The following is a 26,771-nucleotide window of genomic DNA, read 5'->3' as shown; positions in this document are numbered from 1 at the left end:
CCAAATCTGGAAGATCAACTCCCGTGACGCCAGTCTGAGCCGTTGCAATCTGATACCTACCAGAGTGAGCATCGGTACCCGCACGATACAAGTGGCCACGCAACGTAACGAGGGGTGACGATGCCGGTATTAGCTGCCGTCGCCGGGCTGGTGATCGGGCTTCTCGCCGGTCTATGGCTGGCCAGCGGCAAAGGCAAGTGGTGTCCCCGCTGCGGTCGCGAGCGCGACTGCCTCGCTTGCCAGGAGGTGAACCGTGGAGCGCCGCGTCCCGGGAGGGCGACGTGAGATCGCGGGCGCGGTCCTGACGCTTTCCACCATGGGCGGCTACAGCGTCAGCCACGACGGCGCCGACGTGGGTTACCTGCATGCCAGCGTGGGAGACCAGTTCAACTTGTACCGGCGAACGGCCGACGGGACGGGCGACTGGCTCGGCAAGTACCGGCTGGAGGACGGCGTCCGGGCCATCCTGAGCGCCTGCGACCAAACCGGCCGGGCTGAACAAGGCGGAGAGGGTGGACGCGATGCCGCGTGACAACCCACGCGGACGCCACACAATTGCTGTGCCAAGTGTCGCCCAGTGCCGAGCCCTCGCGTGCAGCCGATGACGCGCCCGAGGGCCGGCGACGTAGTGTTTGTCGGCGGCGCGGCAAGTGTGCAGTTCGCCGGGCGCAACGCGTTCCAATTTAGGATCATCCGCGTCGACGACAAGCCCACCTACGAAGGCTGGCTTTGGCTGGACGGCTACGTGCTTGATTCGACCGGCGACGCGGTCGAGCGTCGGCAGATCTTCGTCATCGCCGCCGGCCTCCGCCTGGAACACCGGTGACCGGCCGCTCCACAGCGCGTCCCCTTAACGTGTGGGTTGTCGCCGGACGACGACGTACGCCAAGGCCCGTGCCATCGCGCCGAACCGGCCGGTGATGATCGCCGAGTTCGCCTCCACCGAGGACGGCGGCGACAAGGCCGGATGGCTGCGGGACATGGACACGGCGCTGCGCTCGGGGGCCTACCCCGACCTCAAGCTGCTCACCTACTTCGACCTGACCAAGGAGGAGCCCTGGTCGCCGGCCTCGTCACCGGCCGCGCTCGCCGCGTTCGCCGCCTGGGTGCGGCAGCGCTACATGCGGGGACGCGGCCATGACCTGGCGCGGGTCGCCGAGACGTACGCCAAGTGCCGGGCCACCGGACTAGCGTGAGGGCGTGTCCGTAGACGACAACAAGCGGGTCGTGGCCGCCTTCCGCGGCACGCACACCGGCGAGCTGTGGGGCCTGCCGCCGTCCGGCAACCGCGTCGAGTGGTCCTTCATCGACATCATGCGCGTCCGCGACGGCAAGATCGTCGAGCACTGGACGAGCATGGACATGGAGGCCCTGCGCGCCCAGATGCGCACCGGCTGAACGGATGTCGTGGTGTCTCCCCGACGTGTCGTCATGTGGATCGTCATCGCCGCGGCGCTGGTCGCGGCCATCGTCGCGGCGGTACTGCTCTCCGGCGGCGGCGCCGGCGACGCGGGCACCGGCTACTGAGGGCGGCGGCGCACGCCCGGCCCGGCGTACTCCGCTCAGCTGACCGCGGCGGCCAGCTCGGCGACCGCGTCGACGAGCTGTGGGCCGTGGACCAGCGACGCGTCGTTGTGGTCGGCGTCCTGGACCGCTACCACCCGCACGGGTCCCGCCGCCTTGCCGGCCACGGCCCGGCTCTGCCCCGGCGGCACGACCGAATCGGCGGTGCCGTAGACGATGAGCGTGGGCGCCGCGACCCGCGCGATCGTCTCGGCCACGGGGAAGCGGTCGCGGGCCAGCAGCCGTACCGGCAGGAACGGGTAATGCTCGCGGCCCGCCGCCGGCAGATCGGTGAACGGCGACCGCAGGATCAGGCCGGCCGGTGGGTGTTTCGCCGCCAGCGCGGTCACCACCGCCGCGCCCAGGCTCTCGCCGAAGTACAGCAGGCGTTCGGGGGGTGTGCCGACCTGGTCGACGAGGAACGTCCGCGCCGCCTCGATGTCGCGGGCGAGGCCCTCCTCGCTCAGGCCGCCCGGATTGCCGCCGTAGCCGCGGTAGTCGACCAGCAGCACGGTGAGACCGCGAGCGGCCAGGGCGGTTGCCAGCGGGGCCCGGCCCAGCCGGTTGCCGGCGTTGCCCGGGGCGACCAGCACCGCGGGACCCCGGCCGGGCGACCCTGCAGAGGGCTCCACCAGCCAGGCCGTCAGCGACAACCCGTCGGTGGTGCGCAGGGTGACATCGCGCCCGGTCGGTATCACCCGGCTTGCCGCCGGCGGCGACGCCCGGTCCGGGAAATAGATGAGCCGCCGCTGCAGCAGCCAGGCCGCCGCGACGACCATGGTCCACAGCAGGACCAAGGCGAGGGCGATACGCACGAGGATCGGCACCGGGATCAGATCCAGCCCTGTTGCCAGGCGCTCTGGGCGGCGGCGTGCCGGGTGGGGGCGTGCAGCTTGGCCATCGCGGTGGACAGGTAGTTGCGGACGGTCCCCGGCGCCAGGTGCACGGCCTCGGCGATCTGCGCGATCGTCGCGCCGTGGCGGGCGGCTCGCAGGAGCTCGAGCTCGCGCGCGGTCAGCGGGCACGGGATCTCGGTGAGCGCGGCCGCGGCGATGTCGGCGTCCACGTAGCGCCGGCCGCCGTGCACCTCGCGGATGATGGCGGCCAGCCGCGACACCGGTGTCGTCTTGGGCACGAAGCCGCGGACGCCGGCCGCGAGCGCGCGCCGCAGGATGGCCGGCCGGGCGTGCCGGGTGACCATGACGACCGGGATGCCGAGCACACCGTGCATCTCCGCGGCCGCGGCGAGGCCGTCGCCCGCCGGCATCTCGAGGTCGAGCAGCGCGATGTCGGGCCGCGCCGAGGACGCCGCGGCGATCGCCTCGGCACCGCCGGCCGCCTCGGCCACGACGGTGAGGTCCTCCTCCAGCTCGAGCAACGCCGCCAGCGCGCCGCGCACGAGCGTCTCGTCGTCGGCGAGCAGCAGCCGGATCGGCCCGCTCACCCGGCGGCGTCCGGGTGCGCGGGGGCAGCCTGCGCGCCCGGCAGGCGGGCGGTGGCGGCGTCCGGGTGTGCGGGGGCAGCCTGCGCGCCCGGCAGGCGGGCGACGACGGCGGCGTCCGGGTGTGCGGGGCCGGCTTGCGCGCCCGGCAGGCGGGCGACGACCTCGAAGCGGTCCGGTTCGTGCCGCCAGGTGAGCCGTCCGCCGGCGATGGCGATGCGGCGCGCCAGGTGGTCGAGGCCGCCCTGACCCGCCGCCGCCGACGGCGGCAGCGGCGCGTCGTTGGTCACCGTGAGCGTCACGCCGGTCCCCTCGCCGGCGGTCAGGGTGATCGCCGCCCGGGTGGCGGTGCTGTGCCGCAACATGTTCGTGGTGGCCTCGCGAACGACGAGCCCGAGCAGTCGCTCCTGGCCCACCGTGGCGGCGGTCTGGTCAGCACGGCAGGTTATGCCGGCCGCCGTGAGGACGCCGACCGCGTTGGCGATCTCGGTGGCGAGCGCTACCGGGCGCCGGCCGCGGGCGACGTCGCGGGTGTCGCGCAGGGCGTCGCGGGCCAGCGTCTCGACCTCGCGCATCTCGGCGGCGGCCCGCTCCGGATCGGTCGCGGCGAGCCGGGCCGCCAGCTCGCTCTTGAGCACGATCACCTGCAGGCTGTGGCCCTGGATGTCGTGCAGCTCGGCGGCGAACCGGTCGCGCTCGGCGCCGACCGCGGCCGCGGCCTCGTCGCGGGGCGCCCGCTCGGCCATCTCCCAGATCCACACCTGGGCCAGGATCGCCGCCACGCAGCAGGCGAAGGCGAGGGCGCCGGTGATTCCCTGCCACCAGTCCGCGGTGGCGGCCGCGGTGGCCGACGCCGTCACGCCCGAGCCGATCAGCGTCGTGGGCACCCGGGGAAGCGGGATCGCGGCCAGCGCCGCGGCCGCCGCCAGCGCCGGCGGGGTGACCCAGGGCCACAGGCCGCCGCCACCGGCCTGCCCGGCGATGCACGCGGCGAGCGCGGCGGCCCCGGCCGGCACGAGCACGAGCCCGGCCGGACGACCGAGACCCGCCGGACGGCCGAAACCCGCCGAACGGCCAAGACCGGCCGAACGGGCGAGACCGGCCGGACGGCGGCGATCCGGCCGATAGACCGCCAGCAGGAGTACGCCCGTCGCGGCCGGCACGCTCAGCGACAGACCCACGATCGCGATCACGGCGGCGAGGGGATCCCGGGGCCGGTCGGCCAGGCACACCCCGGCGACGAGGGCGCCGATGGCGACGAGCGACACGCCCGTCACGTGCCGCAACGCGAGGAGGCCCGGGGCGCGTGGGGCGGTCGCGATGGCTTCCGGCGCGACGGCGGTCACCGGCACATCATGCCCGGCCGCGGGCGTCGCGGGCGAGCCGCCGACCGAGATCGATGACAGATGTCATCAGCGCTCGTGCACGATGACACTGCCGCCGCCACGCCGCGGCCCCGACGCTTACCGGCATGGATGACATCGCCATCGCGGCGCACGACGTGCGCTGCCGGTACGGAAGCTTCGAGGCGGTCGGCGGGGTCGATCTCGCGGTACGCCGCGGTGAGCTGCTGTGTCTGGCCGGCACGAACGGCGCCGCCAAGACCACCATCGTGGACACGCTGTGCGGGCATCGCCGGCCGTCCGGCGGCCGCGTCCGGCTGCTCGGTCTCGACCCGGCCCGGCACCGTCACCGCCTCGCCGCACGCGTCGGCGTCGTGCCGCAGGATCCCGGCTTCGCCGGCGGGCTCACCACGCAGGAGACGTACGCGTTGTGGACCCGCCTGCGGGGGCACCGGCCCGAGCGGGGCCTGGCCGACACCGATCTCGCCCACCGCGGCCGGGTGCCGGTACGCCAGCTCTCCGGCGGCGAGCGGCGCCGGCTCGACCTGGCGATCGCGCTGGCCGGGCAACCGCCGGTCCTGCTGCTCGACGAGCCCACGGCCGGGCTCGATCCGGAAGCCCGCGAGCGAGCGTGGGCGCTGATCCGCGACCGCCGGGCGGCGGGCGCCGCGGTGCTGCTCACCACCCACGCCACCGACGAGGCGGAAGCGTTGGCCGACCGCTACGTCGTGATGCACGCGGGCACGGTCGCCGCCGCGGGCACCGCCGCGGAGATCACCGCGGGCCTCGCGCATCTCATCAGCACGGTCGTGCCCGCCCACCTCCGCCGGCGCGAGCCACCCCGCCTGCGCGGGCGGGCGACGTGGCGTGAGCTGCCCGGCGGCCAGGCGGAGCTCGTGGTGACGACGCGCGAGCCGGACGCCGACGTGGCCGTTCTGCGCGGCTGGAGCCCGGTGCCGCTCGATCGGCTCGCCGTCACCCCGCCGTCGGTCGGCGACGTCCTGCGCCGGCTGGCGGCCTCGGCATGACCGGCCGCTTGATCGTTCTGGCCGCGGCCGAGCTCACCCTGCTGCGCCGCAGCCCCCTGGCGGTCGTCAACGCGTTGCTTCTGCCCCTGGCGCTGGGCATCGGCTGGCTGCTGCTCGCCGAGAGCACCGGGAAGGGCACCGGCGGCGACACCACCGCGATGCAACTGCTGATGCTGCTGTCCTTCACCCCGTACGCCGGCGTCACCACGGCGCTCGCCGCCCGCCGCGCCGACCTGGTGCTCAAGCGCCTGCGCACCACGGCGCTGCCGCCGCTCGCGGTGATAACCGGCCTGGCCGCACCGTACGCCGTGCTCACGGCCGGGCAGATCGCCGTGCTGACGGCGTTCCACCCGCCGCCCCGGTGGTGGCCGTTGCTGGTCACCACCGGGGCCGGCACCCTGCTCGCGGTGGCGATGGCCTTCGCCACCGCGGCCTTCACGCCGGCGCCCGAGCTCGCCCAGCTGACCACCACACCGGGTGTGCTCGCGCTCTTCGGCGGCGGCATCTGGCTGCTGCACACCGGCGAGGCCACGTGGCCGATGCGGGCGGTGCCGGGCGTCGCGGTGACCGAGCTGGCGCGGGGCGCGTGGCAGGACGGCACACCGGCCTGGCCGGCGTTGACGGCCATGGCCGTGCTGACCGTCCTCGCCGTCGCCCTGGCGGCCCGGGTCTTCCGCTGGGAGCCACGGCGATGAGCCGAGCCGCTCGATGCCGAGCGGACCGTGCGTCACGGGGACGGCTCCTGGAACGCGACCGCCCAGTCGCCGGTCATGCGCCGGGGAGTGACCGTGACGGTGACCGTGGCCCCTCGGGTGCGTTGCGTCGCGGACGGCCAGTAGGAGCTGCTCGAGCCGTCGACCAGGCCCTGGTCGTAGTCCCACCACTCGCCGCTCGCGACCTCGACGCCGTTCATCGTGACGCGCAGCGCTCCCGGCGTCTGCGACCGCAGGGCAAGGTGGCCGCCGCTGCCCCAGGTGAACGTCCGGCTCACCGGCCGGTTCGGGTCGGCGGGGTCGGGCCGCAGCAGGAAGGTCGTCCGGTACGTGATGCCGTTGTCGTCGGTCTCGGCCAGGTTGCCGCCGACGTCGAGCGGGGTCAGGGTGGCCGGGCGGGTGGGGAAGACGTACTGGTCGACCGGCACCCGCTCGCCGATGCCGACGGCGAAGCCGGCCGGCGCGGTCGTCGAGAACGTCACCTCGACGACGCTGCGCTCGCCGGCGCGGACGTCGAGCGCCCCGATCTGGTCGGGGGCCGCCGGGACGAACGACGAGCCGCACCCGGAGCCGCTCATCACGTCGTGCCCGTTGAGCTTGAGCGCGAACTCCTTCGTCGACGTCGCTTCGGCGCAGCGGACGAAGATCACCAGACCGGTCGAGCCCGGCACGAACGGCAGCACGAGCGACGTGGCGCCCGGAGCCAGGGTGGCCGAGGCGAACAGTCGGGTGCCCTGGGCGTACTCGGGGAAGCCGTTGATCGTCTTCGGACCGGACACCTGGTCCGTCCGCTCCGGAGAGCGCGCGATCGTCAGCAGGCCGGCCGGGATGGCCACGACGGCGAGCACGGCCGCGACCGCCGCCGCCATCCGCCGGCGCCGGCGCCGCAGCTCCAGCCGCCGCCGCACCCCGGACAGGACCAGGTGCGAGCGGGCCTCGGCGTGATCGGTGGTCGAGCGCTCGTCGAGCACGTCGCGCAGGTCGGTCAGGTTCACGACAACGCCTCCTCGCTGGTCAGCGACTCGTCCACCCGCAGCTTCGCCAGTGCCCGGCTGGCCTGGCTCTTGACGGTCCCGATCGAGCAGTCCATCGCGTCGGCGACCTCGGCGTCGGAGAGGTGCTCGAAGTAGCGGAGCACGAGCACCGTCCGTTGCCGGGGCGGCAGCCGGCGCAGCGCCCGCCACAGCCCGTCGCGGTCGTCGATCCGGTCGGTGGGTCCGAGCCGGCCGTGCTCGGGCAGCTCGCCGGTGGGCACCTCGCCGCGCCAGCGCCGCCGCCACCAGCTCGCATGCGAGTTGACCAGGATGCGCCGCACGTACGGCTCCGGGTCGCCCTCGATCCGCGACCAGGCCGACCACGCCTTGACCAGCGAGGTCTGCAGCAGATCCTCGGCGGTCGCCCAGTCGCCGGTCAGCAGGTACGCGCTGCGCAGCAGCCGGGTCGACCGGCTCACCACGAACTCGTCGAACCCATCGCCCGGCCTAGTTGTGTCTCTCGGCACCGTGGCCGCCTCCCCGTTCCGGTCCGTCGCAGGGTAATACCGGCCGGGATGGCCGATCGGTTGCCTGGGACGAGGCCGGATCCGGCTCGGGTTACCGGCGAGGAACAAAGCAACCAGGGTGCGCCCAGCCGGGCATGCTTGGATTTCGGCCATGGCCAACCCTTTGCAGCGCCGCGCCGGTCACCCCGGGTCGCGCATCCTGAGCGTCGCCACGTACCGGCCCCGGACCGAGGTGGGCAACGAGACGATCGCGGCCCTGATCGACTCGAGCGACGAGTGGATCCGCCGCCGCTGCGGCATCGAGTCGCGCCGGCGCGCCGCACCCGACGAGGATCTGATCACGATGGCCGCGGCGGCCGCCTCCAAGGCCCTGGCCGGCGCCGGCGTCGAGCCGCACGACGTCTCGGCCGTCCTGGTCGCGACGATGTCCCATCGGGGCCGGGCAACCACCGCGGCGCCCCTGGTCGCCGACGCGCTGGGCGCCGGCGCGGCCGCCGCGATGGATCTGGGAGCGGCCTGCGCCGGATTCCCGTACGCGCTCGCGACCGCCGACGCCCTCGTCCGCGGCGGCGCGGCCCGCTATGTCGTCCTGGTCGGCGCCGAGCGCATGACCGACATCATCGACGAGCGCGACCGCGGCACGGCGTTCCTGTTCGGCGACGGCGCGGGTGCGGTGGTCGTCGGTCCGGCGCCGACCAGCGGCATCGGCCCGGTGGTGTGGGGCGCCGACGGCTCCCGGAGCGAGGTGCTGCGGTACGACGAGGCGGGCATGCTGCGGATGGCGGGCCCCGAGGTCTTCCGCTGGGCGACCTCCGTCATTCCCGGCCTGGCCCGGCGCGCGCTGGACGCGGCCGGCATCTCCGCCGCCGACCTCGCGGCCTTCATCCCCCATCAGGCCAATCTGCGGATCACCTCGGTGGTCGCCCGGGCGCTGGGGCTCGGCCCGCACGTCCGGGTGGCGACCGACATCACCACGAACGGCAACACCGGCGCGGCCTCCATCCCGCAGGCGATGGCGGCGCTGACCGACACGACGGGCCCGGCACTGCTCGTGGGCTTCGGCGCCGGTCTCTCGTACGCGGCTCAGGTCGTCACCTTGCCCTGAGCGGGCCCCGTCCGGAAGCCGACACCGTTCGAAGGACGGAGTGGGATGGCATCACTCCAGCACGCCGCCGATCTGCTGCATCGGGGACGTCAGCTCAAGTGGGCGGGCGACCTGCCGGGCGCCCTCCCGCTGTACGAGCTGGCCCTCGACGAAGTGCGCCGGAGCACCGGGGAACGTGGCATCGTCTTCGCCAACGTCCTGAGCAGTCTCGGCTTGCTGCTCGCCGAGATGGGCCGCTACGACCGCGCGGAGCCGTTGCTGCGCCGCGCCGTCGACGTCATGGAGGGCGCCGGCGCCGGCCCGGCCGACCGGGCCACCGTGGTCAACAACCTGGGTGGCCTGTATCAGCAGATGCGCAAGGACGACGAGGCCGAACGGGTCTTCACCGCGGCGCTGGGCCTGGAACGGGCGGCGGGCGGGGAAGAGACAGCCGACTACGGGCGGACGCTCAACAACCTCGCCTTGTCGATCATGAATCTCGGACGGTACGAGGAGGCCGAGCCCCTCGCCGTCCGGGCTCTCGACCTGCGGCGCGGAACGTTACCGGCCGGGCACCCGGATATCGCGCAGTCGCTGAACAACGTCGGGCTTCTCTATTCGCAGACGGGCCGGTACGCCGAGGCGGACGGATGCTACCGGGAGAGCCTGGCCATCGTGGAGTCGTCACTGGGCGGCGCACACCCGCAGGTGGTGGCGCTCCTGACCAACCTCGCGCTGCTGCAGCAGCGCATCGGCCGGTTCGCCGAGGCCGAGGAGATGTTCAAGCGGGCGGTGGACGCCGCCATGCGGTCACTGGGCCGCACGCATCTGACGACCGCCCGGCTGCTCGGCAACTTCGGCATGCTCTACCACGATGCCGGCCACTTCGCCGACGCACTGCGGGTCTTCGAGGCGGAGGCCGAGATCGCCGAGGCGCTTCGCGAGGTGGACGGCAAGCAGTACGCCACGGCCATGAACCATCTCGGCCTCGTGCACCTGCGGACCCAGAGGTACGACGAGGCCGCCACACTGTTCGGCAAAGCGTTGACGGTCAGCGACTCGAGCGTCCCGCCCGACCTCGAGACCCGGGCGACGATCCTCAACAACCTCGCCCTGGTTCGGCGCCAGACCGGACGCCATGCCGAGGCGGCGGCCCTCCAGCGCGAGGTCATCGAGCTCCGGCGGGCGACGCTCGGGGAACGACACCCCGACTACGAGCAGGCGATCTTCAACCTCGCGACGATCCTCGTCCCCCTCGGGCAGGTCGACGAGGCGATCGATCTCCTGCGGACCGCGGCGGCGCTCGATGACCAGCTCATCGCTCAGGTCTTCGGGATCAGCGCCGACAACGAGCGTCTTGCCTTCCTGGACATGCTGCAGGTGCGGCTCTACGTCTACCTGTCGGTCGTCCGGCGTTACCGGTCCGACGACCCGGCCGCCGCTCTCGCCGCGTTCGACCTGGTGCTGCGGCGCAAGGGCATCGGCACCGAGGTGGCCGCCGCCCAGCGCGCGGCCCTGCTCGGCGGGAAGTATCCGGAGCTGCATGACCAGGTGGCCACGTTGTCCGCTCTCGCCTCCGAGATCAACCGCAGCACCATGACCGGCCCCGGCCCGGAAGGGCCCGTGGCCCACGAGCGCCGCCTCGCCGAGCTCACGCAGCGTCATGCCCGCCTGGAGGCCGGCCTCGCGGCGCGCGTCCCCGAGCTGCGGATGGAGGCCGTCCTCCGCCACGCCGACCATGCCGCGGTCGCCGCCGCGCTGCCGGCCGACGCGGCACTGGTGGAGTTCGTCCGGATCAGGACGATGGATTTCGAGGCCGTGCCCGCGCGCGGCGACGCCGAGTGGCTGAACGGTCGGTACCTGGCCTTCGTCCTGCACGGCGAGCATCCCGGCGCGGTGACCCTCGTCGATCTGGGCGACGGCGACGAGATCGATGCCCGCATCGTCGCGGCACGGGCCGAGATCGAGGGCACCGCGGTCGAGGGAACCGCGGCCGGATCCGGGACGTCGACCCGGGCGGAGCTGAGGCGGCTGCTGTTCGATCCGCTGGCGCCCGCGCTGGCCGGGCGCCGCCGGGTCGTCCTGTCGCCGGACGGCGCCCTGACGACGTGGCCCTTCGAGGTGCTGGCCGGCGACGACGGCAGGAACCTGATCGACGACTACACCTTCAGCTACCTGAGCGTCGCGCGCGACATCCTGCGCTTCGGCGAGCCGCCGGCGACGGGCCGGCAGGAGCCGCTCATTGTCGCCGATCCCGACTACGACCTGCCGGCCGAAGCCGGCCGCGCCCCGTCCGGGCGGGAGAGCCGCTTGCGGGGAGTCGAACGCAGCGGAATCCGGTTCGCACGGCTGCCGGAGACCCGCACGGAAGGCCGGCAGATCGCCACGCTGCTCGGCGTCGCCCCGGTGCTCGGCGACAGCGCCCGGGAGGGACTGGTCAAACGGCGCCACGGCCCCCGCGTGCTCCACCTTGCCACCCACGGATACTTCCTCGACGCGGAGGAGACCCCGGGAGCCCGGTCAGCGGCCGGGCGCCGGCAACGCCCGCGACCTCACGACGATGGAGAACCCCCTCCTCCGCTCGGGCCTGGCCCTGGCCGGCGCCAACACCTGGCTGAACGGCGGCACGCCTCCCGAGGACGCCGAGGACGGGCTGCTGACCGCGGCCGACGTCGCCGGACTCGACCTGCAGGGCACCGAACTCGTCGTGCTCTCGGCCTGCCAGACCGGCCTGGGCGAGATCCGTACCGGCGAGGGGGTCTTCGGGCTGCGCCGCGCGTTCGTCCTCGCCGGAGCCCGCACGCTGGTCATGAGCCTGTGGTCGATCCCCGACGAGGAGACCGCGTTGCTGATGCGCATGTTCTACCGGGGGATGCTCGCGGGTGCGCCCCGGGCGCAAGCGCTGCGCGAGGCGCAGCTCCGGTTGCAGGCGACACGCCCGGACCCGTTCTACTGGGGCGCCTTCATCTGCCAGGGGGATCCCGGCCCGATCGGCGCGTAGTCCCGCTACCGCCATTTGCGCACCGCGTGCCACGCCGCGCCGAGCAGGGCGAGCATCCGGTACAGCGCGTACACCGCCCACACGGCGGCCAGGAACACGCCGAGCAGGATCACCGCACCGCCCAGGTGGGGGGCGCTCTCCAGCATCCAGCCGCCGGCCAGCAGGACGGAGGCCACGACGACAGCCCAGGCCGCGACGCGGCCGGCCTTGGTCAGCGAGAGCCACAGCCGGGCGTTGGCCGGGTCGCCCGGCTCGAACGGGTCGCCGGCCGGAGATTGCAGCGCGAGGCCGTCGACCTCCCGCGCGGCGAGCCGGTCGGCCTCGTGGGGTGACTCGTGCAGCACTGCCGACAAGGCGTACAGGTCGTCCCGGCCGCGAAGCCGTCCGGTCCGCGGATCGCCGAGCAGCACGACCGCGTGCGGGAAGCCGAGCAGCCAGGCCTTGCCGTAGCCCCGTCTCGCGCCCGGCGGCAGCACGACCGCGTTGCCCGCGTGCATGTCGTCGCGGTGGGTGCGGTCGCCGATCGACTGCACCAGTTCGGTGCCGACCACCGCCGGCTCGGACTCGACGAGGACGCCGGCATGGCCGAACAGCGTGACGAACCGGGCGTACGCGGCGACGACCGCAAGCAGCCCGAGCACCGCAACCGCGCCGCCGAGCAGCTCGTGAAGCGCGGCCGCGAAGCCGGTGAGAAGCAGCGCGGGCACGACCGCGAACAGGTACCAGCCGGCGAACAGCAGGAAGCGTCGCCGGTTCAGCCAGCGCTGCGTCCGCACGCCCTGGGCGCCGGGCGGGAACGCCGGCAGAGCCTTCCCGCCGGCGGCTCCGTTGAGCCGGGCCCGGGCGTCGTCGCTCAGCAGCACCAGGCCGAGGCGGTAGACCCGGACCTGCAGGCGGTCGCCGGCCAGGCCCGCGAGGTCGCGGACGAACTGCTGCTCCTCGATCTTCGGGTCGGACAGGTCGAACAGCCGCACCGCGGGGCGGCCGTCCACGGTGGCCCGCAGGTCGCCCGGAGCGTCGAGGCTGACGCCCGGTTCCGGCACCAGGTAGAGCGCGGGAACCAGCCGGCGCCCGCGCCCCTGGATCTCCCGGTTCTCGATCACCACCGCCGAGATCTCGGGCCACGGGATGTCGCGCCGGTACCGGTCGATCCGTACCGCCCAGCCGTGGTGGTCGATGTCGACCTGGAACCGCTGGAACGCGTACCCGAGAAAGGCGGCCACGATGAGCAGGGCGACCAGCGCGGCCACCCCGGTGCAGAGCCGCCCGGAGACCGAGGCGCCGGCGGTGACCTGGAGGCTCAGCAGATAACCGGCGAATCCGGCCATCAACGCCGCGAGGGCCACCGCGAACACTCGGGAGCCGACGGGACGGCGCAGTTCCACGTCCTCATCATGATCCAGCCGGGCAACGTCAGGGAACGGCGTAGGGCGCGCCGACGATCCAGCCGCCGCGGGGTGGCGGCTCGAGGTGCTCGTCGACGACCTCGACCGGGTCGCCGACGCGGATGACGCCGGGCCGGGCCACCCAGCAGTCGAGCGCCACCTGTCCGCCGAACTCCCGGTTGATCCGCCGCAGCACGTCCAGGTTCTGCTCACCGGTGTCCGGGTCGACCGTGGTGACGACGCAGCGGGAACGGACCTTGAGCATGCCGATCACCACGTCACCGATGTGCAGGGTCCGGCCCGGCCAGGACCGCTCGGTCAGGCCGTCGACCCCGCCGACGACGATGTTGGGCCGCAGCCTCCGCCCGTCGTGGCCCAGCGCGGCGATGCCGCCGTCGGTGGCGACCAGCAGGGGCATGACGTCGAACCGCTCACTGCCGGCGTACCGCACCGCCTGCGCCCCGGGCCCGGTCACCCGCTCGATCGCGGCCGCCACCTCGGGACTGTTCCACGGGCGGCCGTCGACCAGCACCTCGCCGTCGCGGCCGGTCGTCGCGGAGAGGCCGAGCAGGCCCGGGCGCGTCCGGGCGGTCAGCACACCGCGGTGGTCACGGACGTGGATCAGGCGGTCGCCGGCGATGCCGTCGCCGGTCACCGTGGCCGACGGGAGTTGCTCTCCGCGCATCGACTTCACCGGATATCGCCAGAGCTGCTCGATCCACATGATCAACTCTCTAACGGGTGCACGGGTCATGGTCCGTTAGATTGTGACCCGGCGTTCCAACGCTTGCAAGGGCTTTTTGCCATTAGAAGAGCTACGATCCCGGCATGCGTACGCCATCGGCCGGCCCGGGCCGGCCCGAGCCGCTGTCGTTGCGGTTCGCCAACACCCGCTATGCGGAGCGCGGCCACGCCCGTGACGCCATCGGCACGCCGGAGCTGCTGCGCGACTGGCTCACCCGGCACGCCGCCGAGCTGGGCCGGCCCGGCCGAGCCGGCGTGGCGGCCTTCGCCGAGCTCCGCGACGCCGTCCGGGCTCTCATCGCGGTCGCGGCCCACGAGCCCGGCGCCTCCGCCGATCCGGACCACTGTGCCCTTCTGAACCGGCTCTCGGCCGGCGCGGCGAGCTGGCCCACCCTGGTGCGTGCCGGCGGGCGGTTCCGGGCGGTCGAGCGCAGCACGGCGGACCACGGCACGCCGGCCCTGGCCGCGCTCGCCCGGGACGCGATCCTGCTGCTCGGCGGCGATCTCGCCGATGACCTGCGAGCCTGCCATGCGCCCGGTTGTGTCCAGTTCTTCCTCAAGGACCACCCGCGCCGCGAGTGGTGCTCCCCCGCCTGTGGCAATCGCGCCCGCGCCGCGCGCCATTACCAGCGCCACCACTCAGCGCCTTCGTCTGAGCTAAGAACGTCTTGACTCAGACTTTCTCGTCTCATACGTTCTCGGCATGAACTCTCTGCCGATGCCGGCGGCGTGGGCGGGCCCGCTCCCGTCCGCCGCACCGCCGCCGGACATGGCCCTGTACCAGCTGCCGACCGGCACCTACGAGACCCGCGCCGCTCTCGCCGTACGCGGCGGATCGTGGCGGGACAAGCGGCATTTCGCGGCGACGGCGGTCCTCGTCCGGCACCCCGCGGGCGACCTGCTGATCGATGCGGGCTTCGGCTCCGGCGTCGCCGGCCACGTGGCGATGCTGCCCCGCTTCGTCCGCGCGCCGTACCGGGCGGGCCGTACCGCGCGCGAGCACCTGGACGCCGGCGGCTACGACCGCGGCCGCCTGCTCGGCGTGCTGCCGACCCACTCCCACTGGGACCACGTCAGCGGCCTCGACAGCCTTCCCGTGCCGATCTGGATGAACGCGGATGAGCGTCGATATGCGGCGGAGGACGCGGACGGCAAGGTGTTCCGCGCGGTGTCCCCCGGGCACGAGATCCACGAGTACCGGCTCGACGGACCGCCCTATCTCGGGTTTCCGGCGAGCTACGACGTGCACGGCGACGGCTCGGTGGTCGTCGCGGCGGCGGGTGGGCACACCACCGGCTCGGTGGTGGTCTTCGTGACCCTCCCCACCGGCCGGCGCTACGCCTTCATCGGCGATCTGACCTGGCAGATCGACGGCATCAGCCGGCGGGTGGAACGTCCGTGGCTGCTGCGCCGGCTCGCCGACAGCGATCCGGAGCTGGTACGGCAGGGATTGCTGCGCGTGATCGCGCTGGCCGGCCTGATGCAGGTCGTTCCCGCTCACGACCGCGGCGCCTACGACGGAATTCCCCCGCTACCCGTGCTCAAGTGACCGAGCCGGCGAAGGCGTACGGTCCTCGAATGCACGCTTCCTCATCACCGTCCGCGGCGCCGGAACTCGGCCCGACGGCCGAATCCGAGATCACCTGGCTGCTGCACCGGGCGGCCCAGCGCCTGCGCGCGGTGACCGGGGAGCAGGCCGAGCGGCACGGGCTCCAGCTGCGTGACTACATCGTGCTGAGCGCGCTGCACAAGACGCCGAACCTCACCCAGGCCGAGCTCGGCAAGGCGCTCGGGCTGGACAAGACCACCCTGATGAGCCAGCTGGACCGGCTCGAACGCACCGGCCTCGTGGTGCGGCAGAGCGACCCCCGCGACCGCCGGCTGCGCATTCCCACGATCACCGCGTCCGGGGAGTCGCTGCGGGCCGACGTGGCCGCCGCGTGCGCCCGCGCCGAGGCCGCCGCCCTCCGCGACTACGACGCCGCCCAGGTGCAAGAACTGCGGCACATGCTGTTCGCCATCATCGGCGACAGCGAAGACCGCGGCTCCTGCCTCTGACGCGTCGACGGTCCTAATACACCGCCACGCTGGTGATCGTGTGGTACAGGTTGATGTTGTTGCCGATCCAGGTGAGATGGGACAGGTTCGCGCTGCTGTACGAGGAGTTGGCCGCGTCCGGAACCCAGAACCCGAAGCCGCCGTCCGGGTTGCAGTTGATCCAGTTGTAGACCTCGATCGTGTGCCCGACCCACAACTGCTGGGTGATGCGCCATTGAAGGCTGCCGGAGTTGTCGTTGACCGGGGTGCCGTTGCTCCACGTGGCGGGGGCGAGGTTGAGGCAATGACCGGCGTGGCTGTAGATGTTGTTGAGCGACGACTGCCAGCGGTTCCCGGCGACCTGCGCCCCGAAGTCGACCCACTGGTAGAGGCAGAACGCGTTCGCGGAGCAGGTGCCCCCGGCGGCGGCGAGGGCGGGGGTGGCCCCGGGCAGGCTGATCCCCACGGCCAGGAGAACGGTGGCGAGCACGGCGAACAGGCGAGTACGCATGGGACCTCCATCGATTCGCGGTCGGATTATCGCAAGGTGACGCCTTCCGGGCGGACCTCGATGACGTGGACGGGCTCGGTGGCCGCTCCCAGCCGGACGAAGTTGTGCTCCGACCAGTTCCAGTGCTCGCCGCTGATCTGGTCGTGCGCCACGAAGTGGTCGTGCGGGTCCAGACCCAGGGCGGGCATGTCCAGATGGATCCAGCTGTCGCGGGTCTGCTCGGGTTCGAGGTTGGTCACCACGATGACGACGTCGTCGCGGTCGTAGACGCGGCGGGCCTTGGAGAAGACCAGCACGTGCGGGTCGTCGGCGTGGTGGAAGCGCAGGTTGCGCAGCCGGTGCAGGGCCGGGTGGGCGCGCCGGATCTCGTTGAGCTTCGTGAGGTACGGCGCGAGGGTGCTCTCCCGGTCGTCCCAGCGCCGGTTCTTGTACTCGTACTTCTCGTTGTCGATCTGCTCCTCCGCGCCCGGCCGCGCGACGCTCTCGATCAGTTCGTAGCCGGAGTAGATCCCGTAGCTGGGCGACAGCGTGGCGGCCAGAGCGGCCCGCATCTTCCACGTCGCCGGACCACCGCGCTGCATGTACGGCGTGAGGATGTCGTGCGTGGTGGGCCAGAAGTTCGGCCGCATGTACGCGGCGGCCGGGCCGGCGAGGTCGGAGCCGTACTGCGTGAGCTCCTCGCGGGTGTGGCGCCAGGCGTAGTAGGTGTACGACTGCTGGAAGCCCACCCTGGCCAGGGCGTGCATCATCGGCGGGCGGGTGAACGCCTCGGCGAGCCAGATGACGTCCGGATGCTCGGCGGCGACGTCGGCGATCAGCCGCTCCCAGAGCCACAGCGGCTTGGTGTGCGGATTGTCGACGCGGAAGATCGCGACCCCGTGGTCGAGCCAGACCTGCACGATCCGGCGGATCTCGGCGTACAGGCCCTCCGGGTCGTTGTCGAAGTTGAGCGGGTAGATGTCCTGGTACTTCTTCGGCGGGTTCTCCGCGTACGCGATCGAGCCGTCGGCCCTCGTGGTGAACCACTCCGGATGGGCGGCGACCCACGGATGGTCGGGCGCGCAGTTCAGCGCGAGATCGAGCGCGACCTCCAGCCCGAGGCGGCCCGCGTACGCGACGAACGCGTCGAAGTCGCCGAGCGTGCCGAGGTCGGGATGGACGGTGTCGTGGCCGCCGGCGGACGACCCGATCGCGTACGGGGATCCGGGGTCGGCCGCCTCGGCGTGCAACGCGTTGTTGCGGCCCTTGCGGTGGACCCGGCCGATGGGATGGATCGGGGTCAGGTAGACCACGTCGAAGCCCATGGCGGCCACCGCGTCCAGGCGGCGGGCCGCGGTCGCGAAGGTGCCGCTGTGCCACCGGCCGGCCTTCTCGTCGTACCAGGCGCCCTCCGAACGGGGAAACAGCTCGTACCACGCGCCGTAGAGGGCTCGTTCCCGCTCGACCAGCCACGGATGCTCGGGCGACGCGGTGACGTGTTCGCGCAGCGGTCGTTCGCGCAACTCGGCGCGCACCCCGGCGGACACGCCCGCGCTCAGCCTCTCCTCCGGGGTCCGGCCGGCGTCGCGCAGACCAGCGATCGCCCCGGTCAGCGCCGCCACCTGCTCTCCGGTACGGTCCATGCCGGCCACGGCCCGCTCCAGAACCCGGGCGCCCTCCTCGAGCATGAGCTCGACGTCGACCGCCGCACCGATCTTGATGACGGCGTCGTGGTGCCAGGTGCCGTACGGGTCGGACCAGCCCTCCACCCGGTAGGACCACATGCCGGCCCGGCCGGCGCTGGCCGTTGCCGCCCAGGTGTCCAGCCCGGCGTTGACGCGGGTCATCGGCACCTGGTGCGCCCGGCCGGCCGGGTCGGTGAGCACCACGGTCGCGCCCACCGACTCGTGGCCCTCGCGGAACACGGTGGCGGTGACGTCGAACTCCTCACCGATGACCGACTTGGCCGGGCGCGCGCCGTGCTCGACGACCGGCTCGACGCCGGCGACCGCGATGCGCCCGATCGGCCGGGTCACCATCCCGCGCGGTTCCCGGCCTCACCGGCAGGCTGCGTCATCTTCCGCTCCGTTCGTCGCCCCCGGAGGAGTCCGCGGAGGGATCTACGGAGTCTGCGTCCCGCGGGTGACCGGCGGCTGACCGGCCGACGACCGGAACATGACAACTGTCGATGCGGGCTGTGACGCCGGCGTGTTCCTCACCCGGCGACCGCCAGGTAGTCCGAGTAGAACAGGCCCAGGCCGATCGCCATGCAGACGCCGGCCACGATCCAGAACCGGACGACGATGTTGACCTCGCTCCACCCGGCCAGCTCGAAGTGGTGGTGCAACGGCACCATCCGGAAGACGCGCCGGCCGGTGGTGCGGAACGAGACGATCTGGATCACCCAGGTCGTCGTGACGAGGACGAAGAGGCCGCCGATCAGAATCGCGAGCAGCGTGGTGCGGGTCGCCACGGCCAGGCCGCCGATCAGGCCGCCGAGGCTCAGCGAGCCGACGTCACCCATGAAGATTCGCGCCGGGGACGTGTTCCACCACAGGAAGCCCACGCAGGCCGCGGCCGCCGCAGCCGCGATCATGGCGATCTCGAGCGGGTCACGCACCTGGTAGCAGTAGGCGTTGGCGCGGATGTAGTCGGTGTCGCCGCACCAGTGCCGGTACTGCCAGAAACCGATCAGCGCGTACGCCCCCAGCACCAGGATCGAGGCGCCGGTGGCCAGCCCGTCAAGCCCGTCGGTCAGGTTCACGCCGTTCGACATCGCCGTGATCACGAAGACGAAGACGATGACCGAGCCGACCTTGCCGACATCCAGCCAGCTGATGTCCCGCACGAGCGAGATGTGCTCGCTGGCCACGGTCTGGCCGTTGGTGCTGGCCACGTAGAGCGCGGCGATGCCGAAGCCGGAGCCGACCACCGCCTGGCCGAGCAGCTTGCCCTTCGCGGACAATCCGTCGGAGTTGCGGCGGCGGACCTTGAGGAAGTCGTCGAGGAAGCCGACCACGCCGCAGAACACGAACAACCCGAGCAGCACCAGGGCCGTCATGGTCGGCCCCTCCTGCGCGATCTGCCGCTCGGGCAGCGTGGTCAGCGCGATGTGCCCGGCCACGTACGCGAAGACGGTCGCCACGATGAACGTGACGCCGCCCATCGTCGGGGTGCCCTTCTTGCTCAGGTGGCTGGCCGGCCCGATGGCGCGGATCGGCTGCCCGGCCTTGAGCGCGGTGAAGACGCGGATCGCCACCGGAGTGCCGAACAGCGAGATGATGAACGCGACCGCGGCCGCGACGATGACCGCCCTCACGGGCGGCCATCCGGGGCGAGATCAACCGTCACGGGACCCGAGCTTGCCACGCCGCGGCAAGCCGAGGGAACGACGCCGCGTCAGGACAGCTGCCGGTCCCCCGCGATCAGCTCGCGGCGGAAGTCGCCGGCGGGAACGATGTGGCCGAACGGACCCTCGATCTGGGCGTCGACGCCGGCCAGCGCCGCGATCAGCACGGCGCGGGCCGTCTCCCGGTCGCGATACTCCACAAGTATCGCGACCGGTTCGGCGTCGAACAGGGCCCGGATGCGTCGCTCGTCGTCCTCCTCGTACTCGTCCCATATCTCGGGGACGGCGGTGAGGCTGACGTAGTCGTCGTCACCGAACTCGATGATCCAGCGGTCCGGCGAGGTCTCGTAGGAGGTCCTCCCGAGGCCGGCGGCGGCTCGCACCATGGCCCCGAGAGCGTCCCGGTCGACCGTCCAGATCACGATTGATCGCATGGCCCTGCCCTACGGTCTGACCACGTCGATGAGCTCGGAACGGCTCTGTGTCACCAGGTGGCCGGCCCGTTGCAGTGCCCGTACCGTGCCGTACCGCGCGTCGGGGATGAAGGCGATGACCGGCTTGCCGGTGACGGCGACGGTGTTGTTCATCTGCCGCACGATACCGCGGGCGTTGCCCTCCTTGACCTGGATGACGGCGTTGTTCGTCTCGATGTCGGCGTCCGTCGCCATCAGGCCGTTCGGCCCGCGGATGGGACGGTTCACCCCGACCACGTGGCCCGGGTAGGCCCGCTCGATCGCGTTGGCGGTGTCCGCCACGTACGGGTCCGGCGAGGAGAACACCCGCGCCGCACAGTTGTGCACCAGGACCGGGGTCGTTCCGGCGAGCACGTAGTACGTGTGGATGTGCCGGACCGTCAGGTTGTGGACGGTGGCGTGCTGCCTCCAGTGGCGGGTCCGCACCACCCTCAGCTCGTCACCCGCGGCGGTCAGCACCCGGTCACCGGCCTTCGGGTCGGCGGCGTTCACCCAGGCGTACGCCTCGGGCAGCCAGAACGGATGCCCGGCGGTCGCGGTGATGTGACCGGCGTCGGTCGTCACGTCGACCAGGTCACGGCCGCCGGTGCCGGCGATCGTCCGGGTGACCGGCTCGGCGTCGGTGCTGTTCTTCTCCGGCGCCGCGGCTTTGACCTTGTCCCCGACCTTGACGTCCTCGATCGGCTTGGTGCTGCCGTCGGCCATCAGGACCCGCGTGCCCGGTGCGAAGCTGTTGGAGACGCAGTCCCGGCCGATCGTCGAGGTGAGCCGGCCGGCCGAGGCGTCCTCCGCCGCGGCCCCGCCACCGAACCGGCCGCCGATCTTGTGGCTGACGAACGCCTGGACGCCCAGCGAGGTGAGGTGACCGGCGCAGGTCGGTGCGCTGGTGCCCTGGCCGCAGCCGACCGCCTCGTTCACCTGCCCGCAGGCCGCTTTGTCGTTGCTGAACCCGCAGTCCTCGGCCTTGTCGAACAGGTCGAGCTGCGACTTGGCCTTGTTCTCCAGGCTGTGGCAGGCGGCGTCGCTGTCGCCGGAGGAGCAGTCGTCGAGCTCGGCGTAGGTGTTCAAGGCCTCCTTGAAGGCGCCCTTGGTCGAGTCCACAAATGCCGAGCCGAACTCCTTCGCCCCGCTCGCGGCGCTCTTGACCGCGCTCGAGGCGCTGGAGACCGTGCTCGAGACGGCGTCGGACACCGCGCCGGCGGCGCTCGACACCGCGTTCTTGATGCCGTTGCCGATGTCCGACAGCCAGTTGTGGCCGTCCAGCTCGACGTTGGAGATCGGGTTGCCGCCGGCGAAGGCGTACCGGTTGCCGGTGTACGGGTCGACGGCCAGCCCGAGGTCGTCGAGCGCCCCGTTGTACGAGTCGCGGCTGAGGAACTGGTTCAGCCCCGGGTCGTAGTCGCGGAAGCCCATGTCGTAGTCGCCGGTGGCCTGGTCGTAGCGCTTGCCCTGGAAGCGGTACGCGTTGTACGGCACCTTGTCGGGGTTGTCGGGGTTGCTGGCGTCGGGCTTGTCGGCACCGGTGAACTGGGCCGCGTCGTTCTTGCCGTAGGCGGTGTAGCCGTACGTGGCCCGGCTGTCGCCGTTCTGGTCGGTCAGCTGCTCGATGTCCGACTGGCCGTCGTAGCCGGTGTACGCGTCCTCCTTGCTGTTGTCGGCCTGCGTCGTCACCTGGGACAGCAGGCTGCCGTTCGGCCCGCGCTGGTAGGACTTGACGACCTTGCTGCCCTCGAGCTCGGCCGACACGTCCTTGGTCAGCCCGAGGTACGCGTACGTGGTGGTCTTGCCGCCGTAGCTGCGGGTCGCCATCCGGTCCAGCGGGTCGTACGTGTACTCGGTCGTCTTGCCGCCGGGGTTCTTGACGTTCTTGACCACGTGGTCGAAGCCGTCGTAGGTGTAGCTCTCCAGCTGGGTCCCGGCCGCGGTGACCGTCTTGAGCCGTCCGTACGGGTCGTAGGCGTAGCTCGCCGTCACCCCCGACGCCGTGCCGGTGGTCAGCCGGTTCTTGTCGTAGGTGAAGTTCGTGGTGATGCCGCCGACGGTCTGGGTGATGACGTTGCTGTTGGCGTCGTGGACGTAGCTCTCGCTGCCCGCCCCGGAGCCGGTCTTGGTCACCGAGCGGATCCGGTCCTGCGGGTCGTAGGCGTAGCTGCTGGTGGTGTCGAGGTACGCGGTACGGCTGTCGGCGTTCTGCTTGTGCTGGACGTCCTTGGACTTCTGCCCGTTCGCCGCGTACTCGTAGGTGTGCTGGCTGACGACCGTGCCGTCGGGCTTCTTCTCGGTCTGGCTCCTGACCGAGCCGTTGAGGAAGTAGTCGTACGTGACGACGTTGTTGTTGCCCTTGGTCTCGGTCGCCGTCTGCGCCCGGTTCGTGTACGTGTACCGCGTGTACTTCGGCTTCGCGTCGTCGACCGTCTCGGCGTTCTTGATCTCGGTGACCAGGTCGCGCTGCGGCTCGTAGGTGTAGGTCGACACCTGCAGGTCGTGCGTGCGCCGCTTGAGCAGGTCGTTCGGCTCGTACTCGAAGGTCGTGGTGTCCTTGACCGTGCTGCCGTTCTTCTCCTCGACGCTGGCCACCCGGTTCACGCCGTCGTAGGAGATCGCGTACGTGCCGACGGTCGCGCCCGTGCTCGTGTCGAGCATCTGTGTCATGTTGCCGTTGACGTCGTACGAGTAGGCGAAGTTCTTGGCCGGCGTGCCCGACCCGGCGCCGTTGTCGGCGGTGCTGCGCAGCTTTCCGTCCGGGTAGTAGCCCCAGGTCATCTGGCGGGTCACGGCGCCCGGCGCGGTGACCGACCGGGTCGTCTGGGCGCCGTTGTCGTCGTAGCCGAACGTCGCCGTGATGTCCCAGCCGGCGTCCTTCGAGGTGCGGACCCAGCCGTTGTCGAAGTACGTCTGCACGGTGTCGTTGCGGGCGCTCTGCCCGTCGGAGGGCGGCGCCGAGATCCGCTCCAGGTTGCCGACCTTGTTGTAGGTGTACTTCGTCACGGCCGGCGTGGTGAACCGGGAGTCGTCCTTGTCGTACGGCTGCTGCACCTCGCGGGGCCGGTTGAGCTCGTCGTAGAGGGTGACCGTGGCGAAGTCGTCGGGGTCGTCGGTGGTCTCGACGCCGCGCGGGCTGATCGTCCGGGTGGGGTTGCCGACCTCGTCGTACTCCAACTTCGTGGTCCGGTAGGTGACCGTGCCGGAGACCGACTGGTAGGGCACCTTCCGCTCGACCACCTTGCCCCGCTCGTCGTACGTGGTGGTGGACCGGTTGCCGTCCTGGTCGATGGTGACCGTCGGGTTGCCGTCCTTGTCGTACTCGGTGCCGGTGGTGTTGCCCTTGGCGTCAATCGCGGAGGTCCGCCGGTGGTTGAGGTCGTAGACGAACTTGCTGGTGTAGTCGGTGGTGTCGGTGGTCGCGTTCTTGCGCTGGTCGTACTCGGCGACCACGTTGCCGACATTGTCGTAGGTGACGCCGGCCCGGCCGCCGTTGGCGTCGACCGCGTCGGTGACCTGGTTGAGCTCGTTGTAGACGAAGCTCGTGGTGAAGTCCGCGGTGTCGGCGGCGGTGAGCGTGCCCTTCGGCTCGGTCACCTTGATCATGTTGCCGACCTGGTCGTACTCGTACTTGGTGGTCGGCGCGTCGGACGTGGCGGTGTCCTTAGGCGCGGTCACCGTACTGGTCCGGTCGAGGGCGTCGTAGGTGCCGGTGGTGACCGCCCCGGTCGGCGACGTCGACTGCAGCATGTTGTCGTTCTTGTCGTAGACCGGCGCCGGGGTGGTGATGTAGACGCCGGCCGCCGCGTCCTTGGGCACCCGGGTGGTCAGCGGACGGCCGAAGACGTCGTACGTGTAGGTGGCGGTGTGCTGGTTGGCATCGGTCACCGTGAGCACGTCGCCGGTCGAGGAGTACGTGTACGTGGTCGCGTTGGTGAGCGCGTCGGTGATGGTGCGCGGATAGCCGTTGGCGTCGTAGTCGGAGTACTTCGTGACATGGTCGTTGGCGTCGGTGTCGGTCAGCATCCGGCCGACGCCGTCGTAGGTGTAGCTCGACATGTAGTCGCCGGCGGTCGCGGTCGACGTGCCCTTGGGGTCGGTGGCCGAGGTGATGTTGCCCTTGGCGTCGTAGCCGAACGTCCAGTGCCGGCCCTCGGGCGAGATCTTGTCGATCAGGTCGGCGGTGTGGCCGGCCAGGCCGAACTGGTAGCCCAGGCGGGTCCCGGCCGTGTTGTTCTTGTTGGCCTCGGGATCCTTGATCTCGGCCGGGTAGCCGGTGAACTGGTCATACCGCCAGGTGGTGACCGCGCCGTTGGGCTCCTCGAGCCGGGTGACGTTGTTGTCGGCGTCCCAGCCGAGCTGCGTGACGTAGCTCTTCGGGTCGGTGATCCTGGTGACCCGGCCGTACCCGTCGATCTGGTTCTCGGTGGCCCGGCCCTTGGCGTCGGTCACGGTGGCCACGACCGCGCCGCTGGCCGCGCCGTCCGGGTCGGCGTAGTCGAAGTACATCGGCTTGTTCAGCCGGTCGGTGATCGTGTTGACCTTGCCCTGGAGGAAGGTGTCACCGGGATCGTTGTAGCCGACCTTGCTGGCCGCCCCGCGCGGGTCAGTGATCTTGGTGAGCCGGATGTTGCCGGGCCCGGACGACTCGTCGTAGGAGAACCCGAAGGTCTTCGCGTCGGCCGTGCCCGAGCCGTCGGTGACCTCGCGCAGCAGTCCGGTGTCGCTGTAGACGAACGACAGCACCCGGCCGCTGATGTCGGTGATCGACCGGACCTGGTCGATGATCCGCTTGTTCTGCAGGTTCGTCAGCGACTGCTTGGTGCCGCCCACATACGCGGTGTAGCTGTCCCCGGCCCCGTAGTAGTCCAGGGTGAGCGTCCGCCGGCCGGCCGGGTCGGTCAGGTAGCGCAGCACGCCGGCGGTGCGGTTGCCCTGGCAGATCCGCTCGTAGGTGAAGTCCAGCCGGTTGCCGTTCCGGTCGCGGACCGCGGTCTGGTAGCCCTGCTCGTCGAAGACGAACTGGCTGCGGTCGGGCCGGGTCATGGTCCACGCCTGGTTGCTGTCGCCGCTGCCGGTCCGCTGCAGGTAGAGATGCACGCCGGCGGGCTGGATGTACCGCCAGTCGGCCGGGTTGGCGCTGCCGTGCTTGTCCAGGTTGAACAGGTGCGTGGTGCCGTCGCCGTCGGTCATCGCGACCTGCTGCGGCCAGGTGTGGTCGGCGCCGCGGAACTGCAGCGGCGAGCCCAGCCGGATCGTGCTCGAGGTGGACAGCGACCAGCCCTGACCGGCCGACGAGGTCGACGTGTCCTGGCTGTTGTAGGTGAGCCGGACGAAGGTGGCGACGCCGAGGCTCGGGTTGCTGATCGGGTTGTAGCCGAAGACCGCGTTGCCGGAGAACTGGTTCACCATGATCGACGCACCGGCGCCGGCTCCGCCACCCGCGTACTTGTAGAACTTCTCCAGGCCGAGCTGGTCGGAGGTGGGGTCCTCAACGGCGACGCTGAAGTCGAGCGGCTCGATCTGCGCGCTCTGCGACAGCCATTGCCCGGTGGTCTTGTTACGCAGTTCCCATTTCAGCACGTACGGCTCGCGCCGGTCCCCGTCGTTGCCGGAGTCCGGGGCCTGCACCGTCGCGTTGACGGTGACCACTCCACCCGGCGCCTGGGCCGAGGGCAGCGCCGTCTCGATCCGGTTGGCGGTGACCTCGGTGCCGTCCTGGCGCTGCCAGTGGTAGGTCAGCGTCCAGTCGGCCGGCGACCAGACCGACCCGGTCGTGTTGGTCAGCGTGACCGGCACCAGGTACTGGTCGTTCGGGATCATCCGGCCGGGGGTGTCCGGCGCGTAGTAGGTGCTGGCGCTGTCGGGCGCGGTGTAGACCACCCGCAGCCGGGGCCGCAGTGACGGCTCGGCCGCCTCCGCCGACAGGAACAGCACCCGCTGCTCCGGTCCGGCCTCGTCGGCCAGCCGCAGCAGCACGCCCTTGTTCGTGCTCGGGGTGTCGACCCAGCGCTGCACCAGCGGCCCGGCCTCCCAGTTGGTCCAGCCCGGATCGCCGTTGAGCGAGCCGACGGTCGACTGCACGGTGCTCTCCGCGTCGCCGCCGGCGGTCGTCCAGGCCGTACCGGACTGGGCGCTGTTCCAGGTCGAGGTCGTCTCGCTGAAGTCGCGGGTCAGGCCGCGCAGCTGGAACTGACCCTGGCCGATGTTCGCGCCCTCGGTGTACCAGCCCCACAGGCCGACCTGGGCGTTGATCACCTTGGCCTTGGCCGGCAGACCGGTGACGTTCGGGAACTTCATGACCACGCGGCTGGTGCCGTAGACCGAACCCTTGTTGCCGACCTGCAGCTCACCGCCGCTGTCCAGCACGTCCCAGTTGCTCGTCGGCTTGGCGCTGGTCAGTGTGTTGTCATCGGCCCCGGTGAAGAACTTGATCACCTGACCGGCCTTGGGCAGCCGGACCAGCTCGGTCTGCGCCGGGATCACCGTGCCGTCGCGCAGCCGGGCCGCGACCATGTAGAAGAACTGGTCGCCGAACTGTGCGGTGGAACTGGCCGGGGTCGGGGTGGCGTGCGTGTCCGAATAGGTGGTGCGGCCCGGCCGGACCGGCGCCACCAGAGTCGCCGCCGACGGCATG

At 71.6% G+C, this 26,771-nt stretch carries 23 protein-coding genes and 1 pseudogene; 12 read left to right on the top strand and 12 right to left on the bottom strand.

All coding sequences use genetic code 11. The features are described from left to right. Positions 1 to 253 precede the first annotated feature (253 nt). The 4 genes from ACQP2F_RS16805 to ACQP2F_RS16790 all read left to right on the top strand — a co-directional run bounded on the left by ACQP2F_RS16805 (position 254) and on the right by ACQP2F_RS16790 (position 1,398). Positions 254 to 532: a hypothetical protein gene (locus tag ACQP2F_RS16805; protein ID WP_433304968.1), complete on the top strand. Its 279-nt coding sequence runs from the start codon at positions 254 to 256 to the stop codon at positions 530 to 532. A gap of 69 nt (positions 533 to 601) precedes the next feature. Next, positions 602 to 826, top strand: coding sequence for a hypothetical protein (locus ACQP2F_RS16800; protein WP_433304966.1), 225 nt, complete (start codon positions 602 to 604; stop codon positions 824 to 826). Positions 827 to 857: 31 nt separating this feature from the next. Further along, entirely contained in the window at positions 858 to 1,196 is a 339-nt protein-coding gene (locus ACQP2F_RS16795; RefSeq protein WP_433304964.1) for a hypothetical protein, read from the top strand. A 4-nt stretch (positions 1,197 to 1,200) separates the two neighbouring features. Continuing rightward, positions 1,201 to 1,398: an ester cyclase gene (locus ACQP2F_RS16790; RefSeq protein ID WP_433304961.1), complete on the top strand. Its 198-nt coding sequence runs from the start codon at positions 1,201 to 1,203 to the stop codon at positions 1,396 to 1,398. Between the two features lie 164 nt (positions 1,399 to 1,562). Here the strand turns inward: ACQP2F_RS16790 and ACQP2F_RS16785 are convergent, their stop codons facing one another. Genes ACQP2F_RS16785 through ACQP2F_RS16775 form a run of 3 tightly spaced genes read right to left on the bottom strand, consistent with a single transcriptional unit; the run spans position 1,563 to position 4,350 of the window. Continuing rightward, positions 1,563 to 2,390: an alpha/beta hydrolase gene (locus ACQP2F_RS16785; RefSeq protein WP_433304959.1), complete on the bottom strand. Its 828-nt coding sequence runs from the start codon at positions 2,388 to 2,390 to the stop codon at positions 1,563 to 1,565. A 5-nt stretch (positions 2,391 to 2,395) separates the two neighbouring features. Further along, a complete protein-coding gene (locus ACQP2F_RS16780) occupies positions 2,396 to 3,007 on the bottom strand; it encodes a response regulator transcription factor (protein ID WP_433304957.1) in 612 nt (203 codons plus the stop codon). After that, positions 3,004 to 4,350 carry a sensor histidine kinase gene (locus tag ACQP2F_RS16775; RefSeq protein WP_433304955.1) on the bottom strand — a complete coding sequence of 449 codons (1,347 nt, stop codon included), beginning with the start codon at positions 4,348 to 4,350 and terminating at the stop codon, positions 3,004 to 3,006. Before ACQP2F_RS16775 ends, ACQP2F_RS16780 begins: the two co-directional genes overlap by 4 nt. Before the next feature lie 125 nt (positions 4,351 to 4,475). Between ACQP2F_RS16775 and ACQP2F_RS16770 the strand changes: the two genes are divergently transcribed. Then, positions 4,476 to 5,375 carry an ABC transporter ATP-binding protein gene (locus tag ACQP2F_RS16770; protein ID WP_433304954.1) on the top strand — a complete coding sequence of 300 codons (900 nt, stop codon included), beginning with the start codon at positions 4,476 to 4,478 and terminating at the stop codon, positions 5,373 to 5,375. Further along, complete coding sequence (locus ACQP2F_RS16765; protein WP_433304952.1) at positions 5,372 to 6,070, top strand: hypothetical protein; 699 nt, start codon at positions 5,372 to 5,374, stop codon at positions 6,068 to 6,070. The genes ACQP2F_RS16770 and ACQP2F_RS16765 overlap by 4 nt, the downstream gene beginning before the upstream one ends. A 32-nt stretch (positions 6,071 to 6,102) precedes the next feature. Here the strand turns inward: ACQP2F_RS16765 and ACQP2F_RS16760 are convergent, their stop codons facing one another. Together ACQP2F_RS16760 and ACQP2F_RS16755 are read right to left on the bottom strand one after the other, a co-directional pair. Continuing rightward, positions 6,103 to 7,083 carry a hypothetical protein gene (locus tag ACQP2F_RS16760; protein ID WP_433304950.1) on the bottom strand — a complete coding sequence of 327 codons (981 nt, stop codon included), beginning with the start codon at positions 7,081 to 7,083 and terminating at the stop codon, positions 6,103 to 6,105. Beyond that, positions 7,080 to 7,541, bottom strand: coding sequence for a SigE family RNA polymerase sigma factor (locus tag ACQP2F_RS16755; RefSeq protein WP_433304948.1), 462 nt, complete (start codon positions 7,539 to 7,541; stop codon positions 7,080 to 7,082). Before ACQP2F_RS16755 ends, ACQP2F_RS16760 begins: the two co-directional genes overlap by 4 nt. 199 nt (positions 7,542 to 7,740) lie before the next feature. Here ACQP2F_RS16755 and ACQP2F_RS16750 point away from each other — a divergent pair, with 199 nt between their 5' ends. The 3 genes and pseudogenes from ACQP2F_RS16750 to ACQP2F_RS16740 all read left to right on the top strand — a co-directional run bounded on the left by ACQP2F_RS16750 (position 7,741) and on the right by ACQP2F_RS16740 (position 11,674). Continuing rightward, a complete protein-coding gene (locus tag ACQP2F_RS16750; protein ID WP_433304946.1) occupies positions 7,741 to 8,694 on the top strand; it encodes a beta-ketoacyl-ACP synthase 3 in 954 nt (317 codons plus the stop codon). 45 nt (positions 8,695 to 8,739) lie between these two features. Continuing rightward, positions 8,740 to 11,115: pseudogene (locus tag ACQP2F_RS16745) on the top strand (tetratricopeptide repeat protein); the annotation flags it as partial. A gap of 118 nt (positions 11,116 to 11,233) precedes the next feature. Further along, positions 11,234 to 11,674, top strand: coding sequence for a CHAT domain-containing protein (locus ACQP2F_RS16740; protein ID WP_433307541.1), 441 nt, complete (start codon positions 11,234 to 11,236; stop codon positions 11,672 to 11,674). Positions 11,675 to 11,679: 5 nt separating this feature from the next. Here the strand turns inward: ACQP2F_RS16740 and ACQP2F_RS16735 are convergent, their stop codons facing one another. Next, positions 11,680 to 13,059 (bottom strand): hypothetical protein, encoded by a 1,380-nt coding sequence (locus tag ACQP2F_RS16735; RefSeq protein ID WP_433304944.1) that lies wholly within the window; start codon positions 13,057 to 13,059, stop codon positions 11,680 to 11,682. Positions 13,060 to 13,087: 28 nt separating this feature from the next. Continuing rightward, positions 13,088 to 13,783 (bottom strand): MOSC domain-containing protein, encoded by a 696-nt coding sequence (locus ACQP2F_RS16730; protein ID WP_433304942.1) that lies wholly within the window; start codon positions 13,781 to 13,783, stop codon positions 13,088 to 13,090. Positions 13,784 to 13,887: 104 nt separating this feature from the next. Between ACQP2F_RS16730 and ACQP2F_RS16725 the strand changes: the two genes are divergently transcribed. Genes ACQP2F_RS16725 through ACQP2F_RS16715 form a run of 3 tightly spaced genes read left to right on the top strand, consistent with a single transcriptional unit; the run spans position 13,888 to position 15,861 of the window. Continuing rightward, a complete protein-coding gene (locus ACQP2F_RS16725; RefSeq protein WP_433304940.1) occupies positions 13,888 to 14,475 on the top strand; it encodes a CGNR zinc finger domain-containing protein in 588 nt (195 codons plus the stop codon). Positions 14,476 to 14,506: 31 nt separating this feature from the next. Further along, a complete protein-coding gene (locus ACQP2F_RS16720; RefSeq protein ID WP_433304938.1) occupies positions 14,507 to 15,352 on the top strand; it encodes an MBL fold metallo-hydrolase in 846 nt (281 codons plus the stop codon). Positions 15,353 to 15,381: 29 nt separating this feature from the next. Continuing rightward, entirely contained in the window at positions 15,382 to 15,861 is a 480-nt protein-coding gene (locus ACQP2F_RS16715) for a MarR family winged helix-turn-helix transcriptional regulator (protein WP_433304936.1), read from the top strand. A 13-nt stretch (positions 15,862 to 15,874) separates the two neighbouring features. Here the strand turns inward: ACQP2F_RS16715 and ACQP2F_RS16710 are convergent, their stop codons facing one another. From ACQP2F_RS16710 to ACQP2F_RS16690, 5 genes are all read right to left on the bottom strand, one after another. Further along, entirely contained in the window at positions 15,875 to 16,351 is a 477-nt protein-coding gene (locus tag ACQP2F_RS16710) for a hypothetical protein (protein ID WP_433304935.1), read from the bottom strand. Between the two features lie 26 nt (positions 16,352 to 16,377). Then, positions 16,378 to 18,369, bottom strand: coding sequence for a maltotransferase domain-containing protein (locus ACQP2F_RS16705; RefSeq protein WP_433304933.1), 1,992 nt, complete (start codon positions 18,367 to 18,369; stop codon positions 16,378 to 16,380). Between the two features lie 176 nt (positions 18,370 to 18,545). Continuing rightward, a complete protein-coding gene (gene mraY / locus ACQP2F_RS16700) occupies positions 18,546 to 19,649 on the bottom strand; it encodes a phospho-N-acetylmuramoyl-pentapeptide-transferase (protein ID WP_433304931.1) in 1,104 nt (367 codons plus the stop codon). Between the two features lie 80 nt (positions 19,650 to 19,729). After that, on the bottom strand, positions 19,730 to 20,113 hold the full coding sequence (locus ACQP2F_RS16695) for a hypothetical protein (protein ID WP_433304930.1): 384 nt from the start codon (positions 20,111 to 20,113) through the stop codon (positions 19,730 to 19,732). A 9-nt stretch (positions 20,114 to 20,122) separates the two neighbouring features. Further along, on the bottom strand, positions 20,123 to 26,650 hold the full coding sequence (locus ACQP2F_RS16690) for a DNRLRE domain-containing protein (RefSeq protein ID WP_433307539.1): 6,528 nt from the start codon (positions 26,648 to 26,650) through the stop codon (positions 20,123 to 20,125). Positions 26,651 to 26,771: the final 121 nt, after the last annotated feature.

Source organism: Actinoplanes sp. CA-030573 (assembly GCF_050951115.1).
GTDB lineage: Bacteria > Actinomycetota > Actinomycetes > Mycobacteriales > Micromonosporaceae > Actinoplanes.
This window is presented reverse-complemented; position numbering and strand designations above follow the sequence as displayed.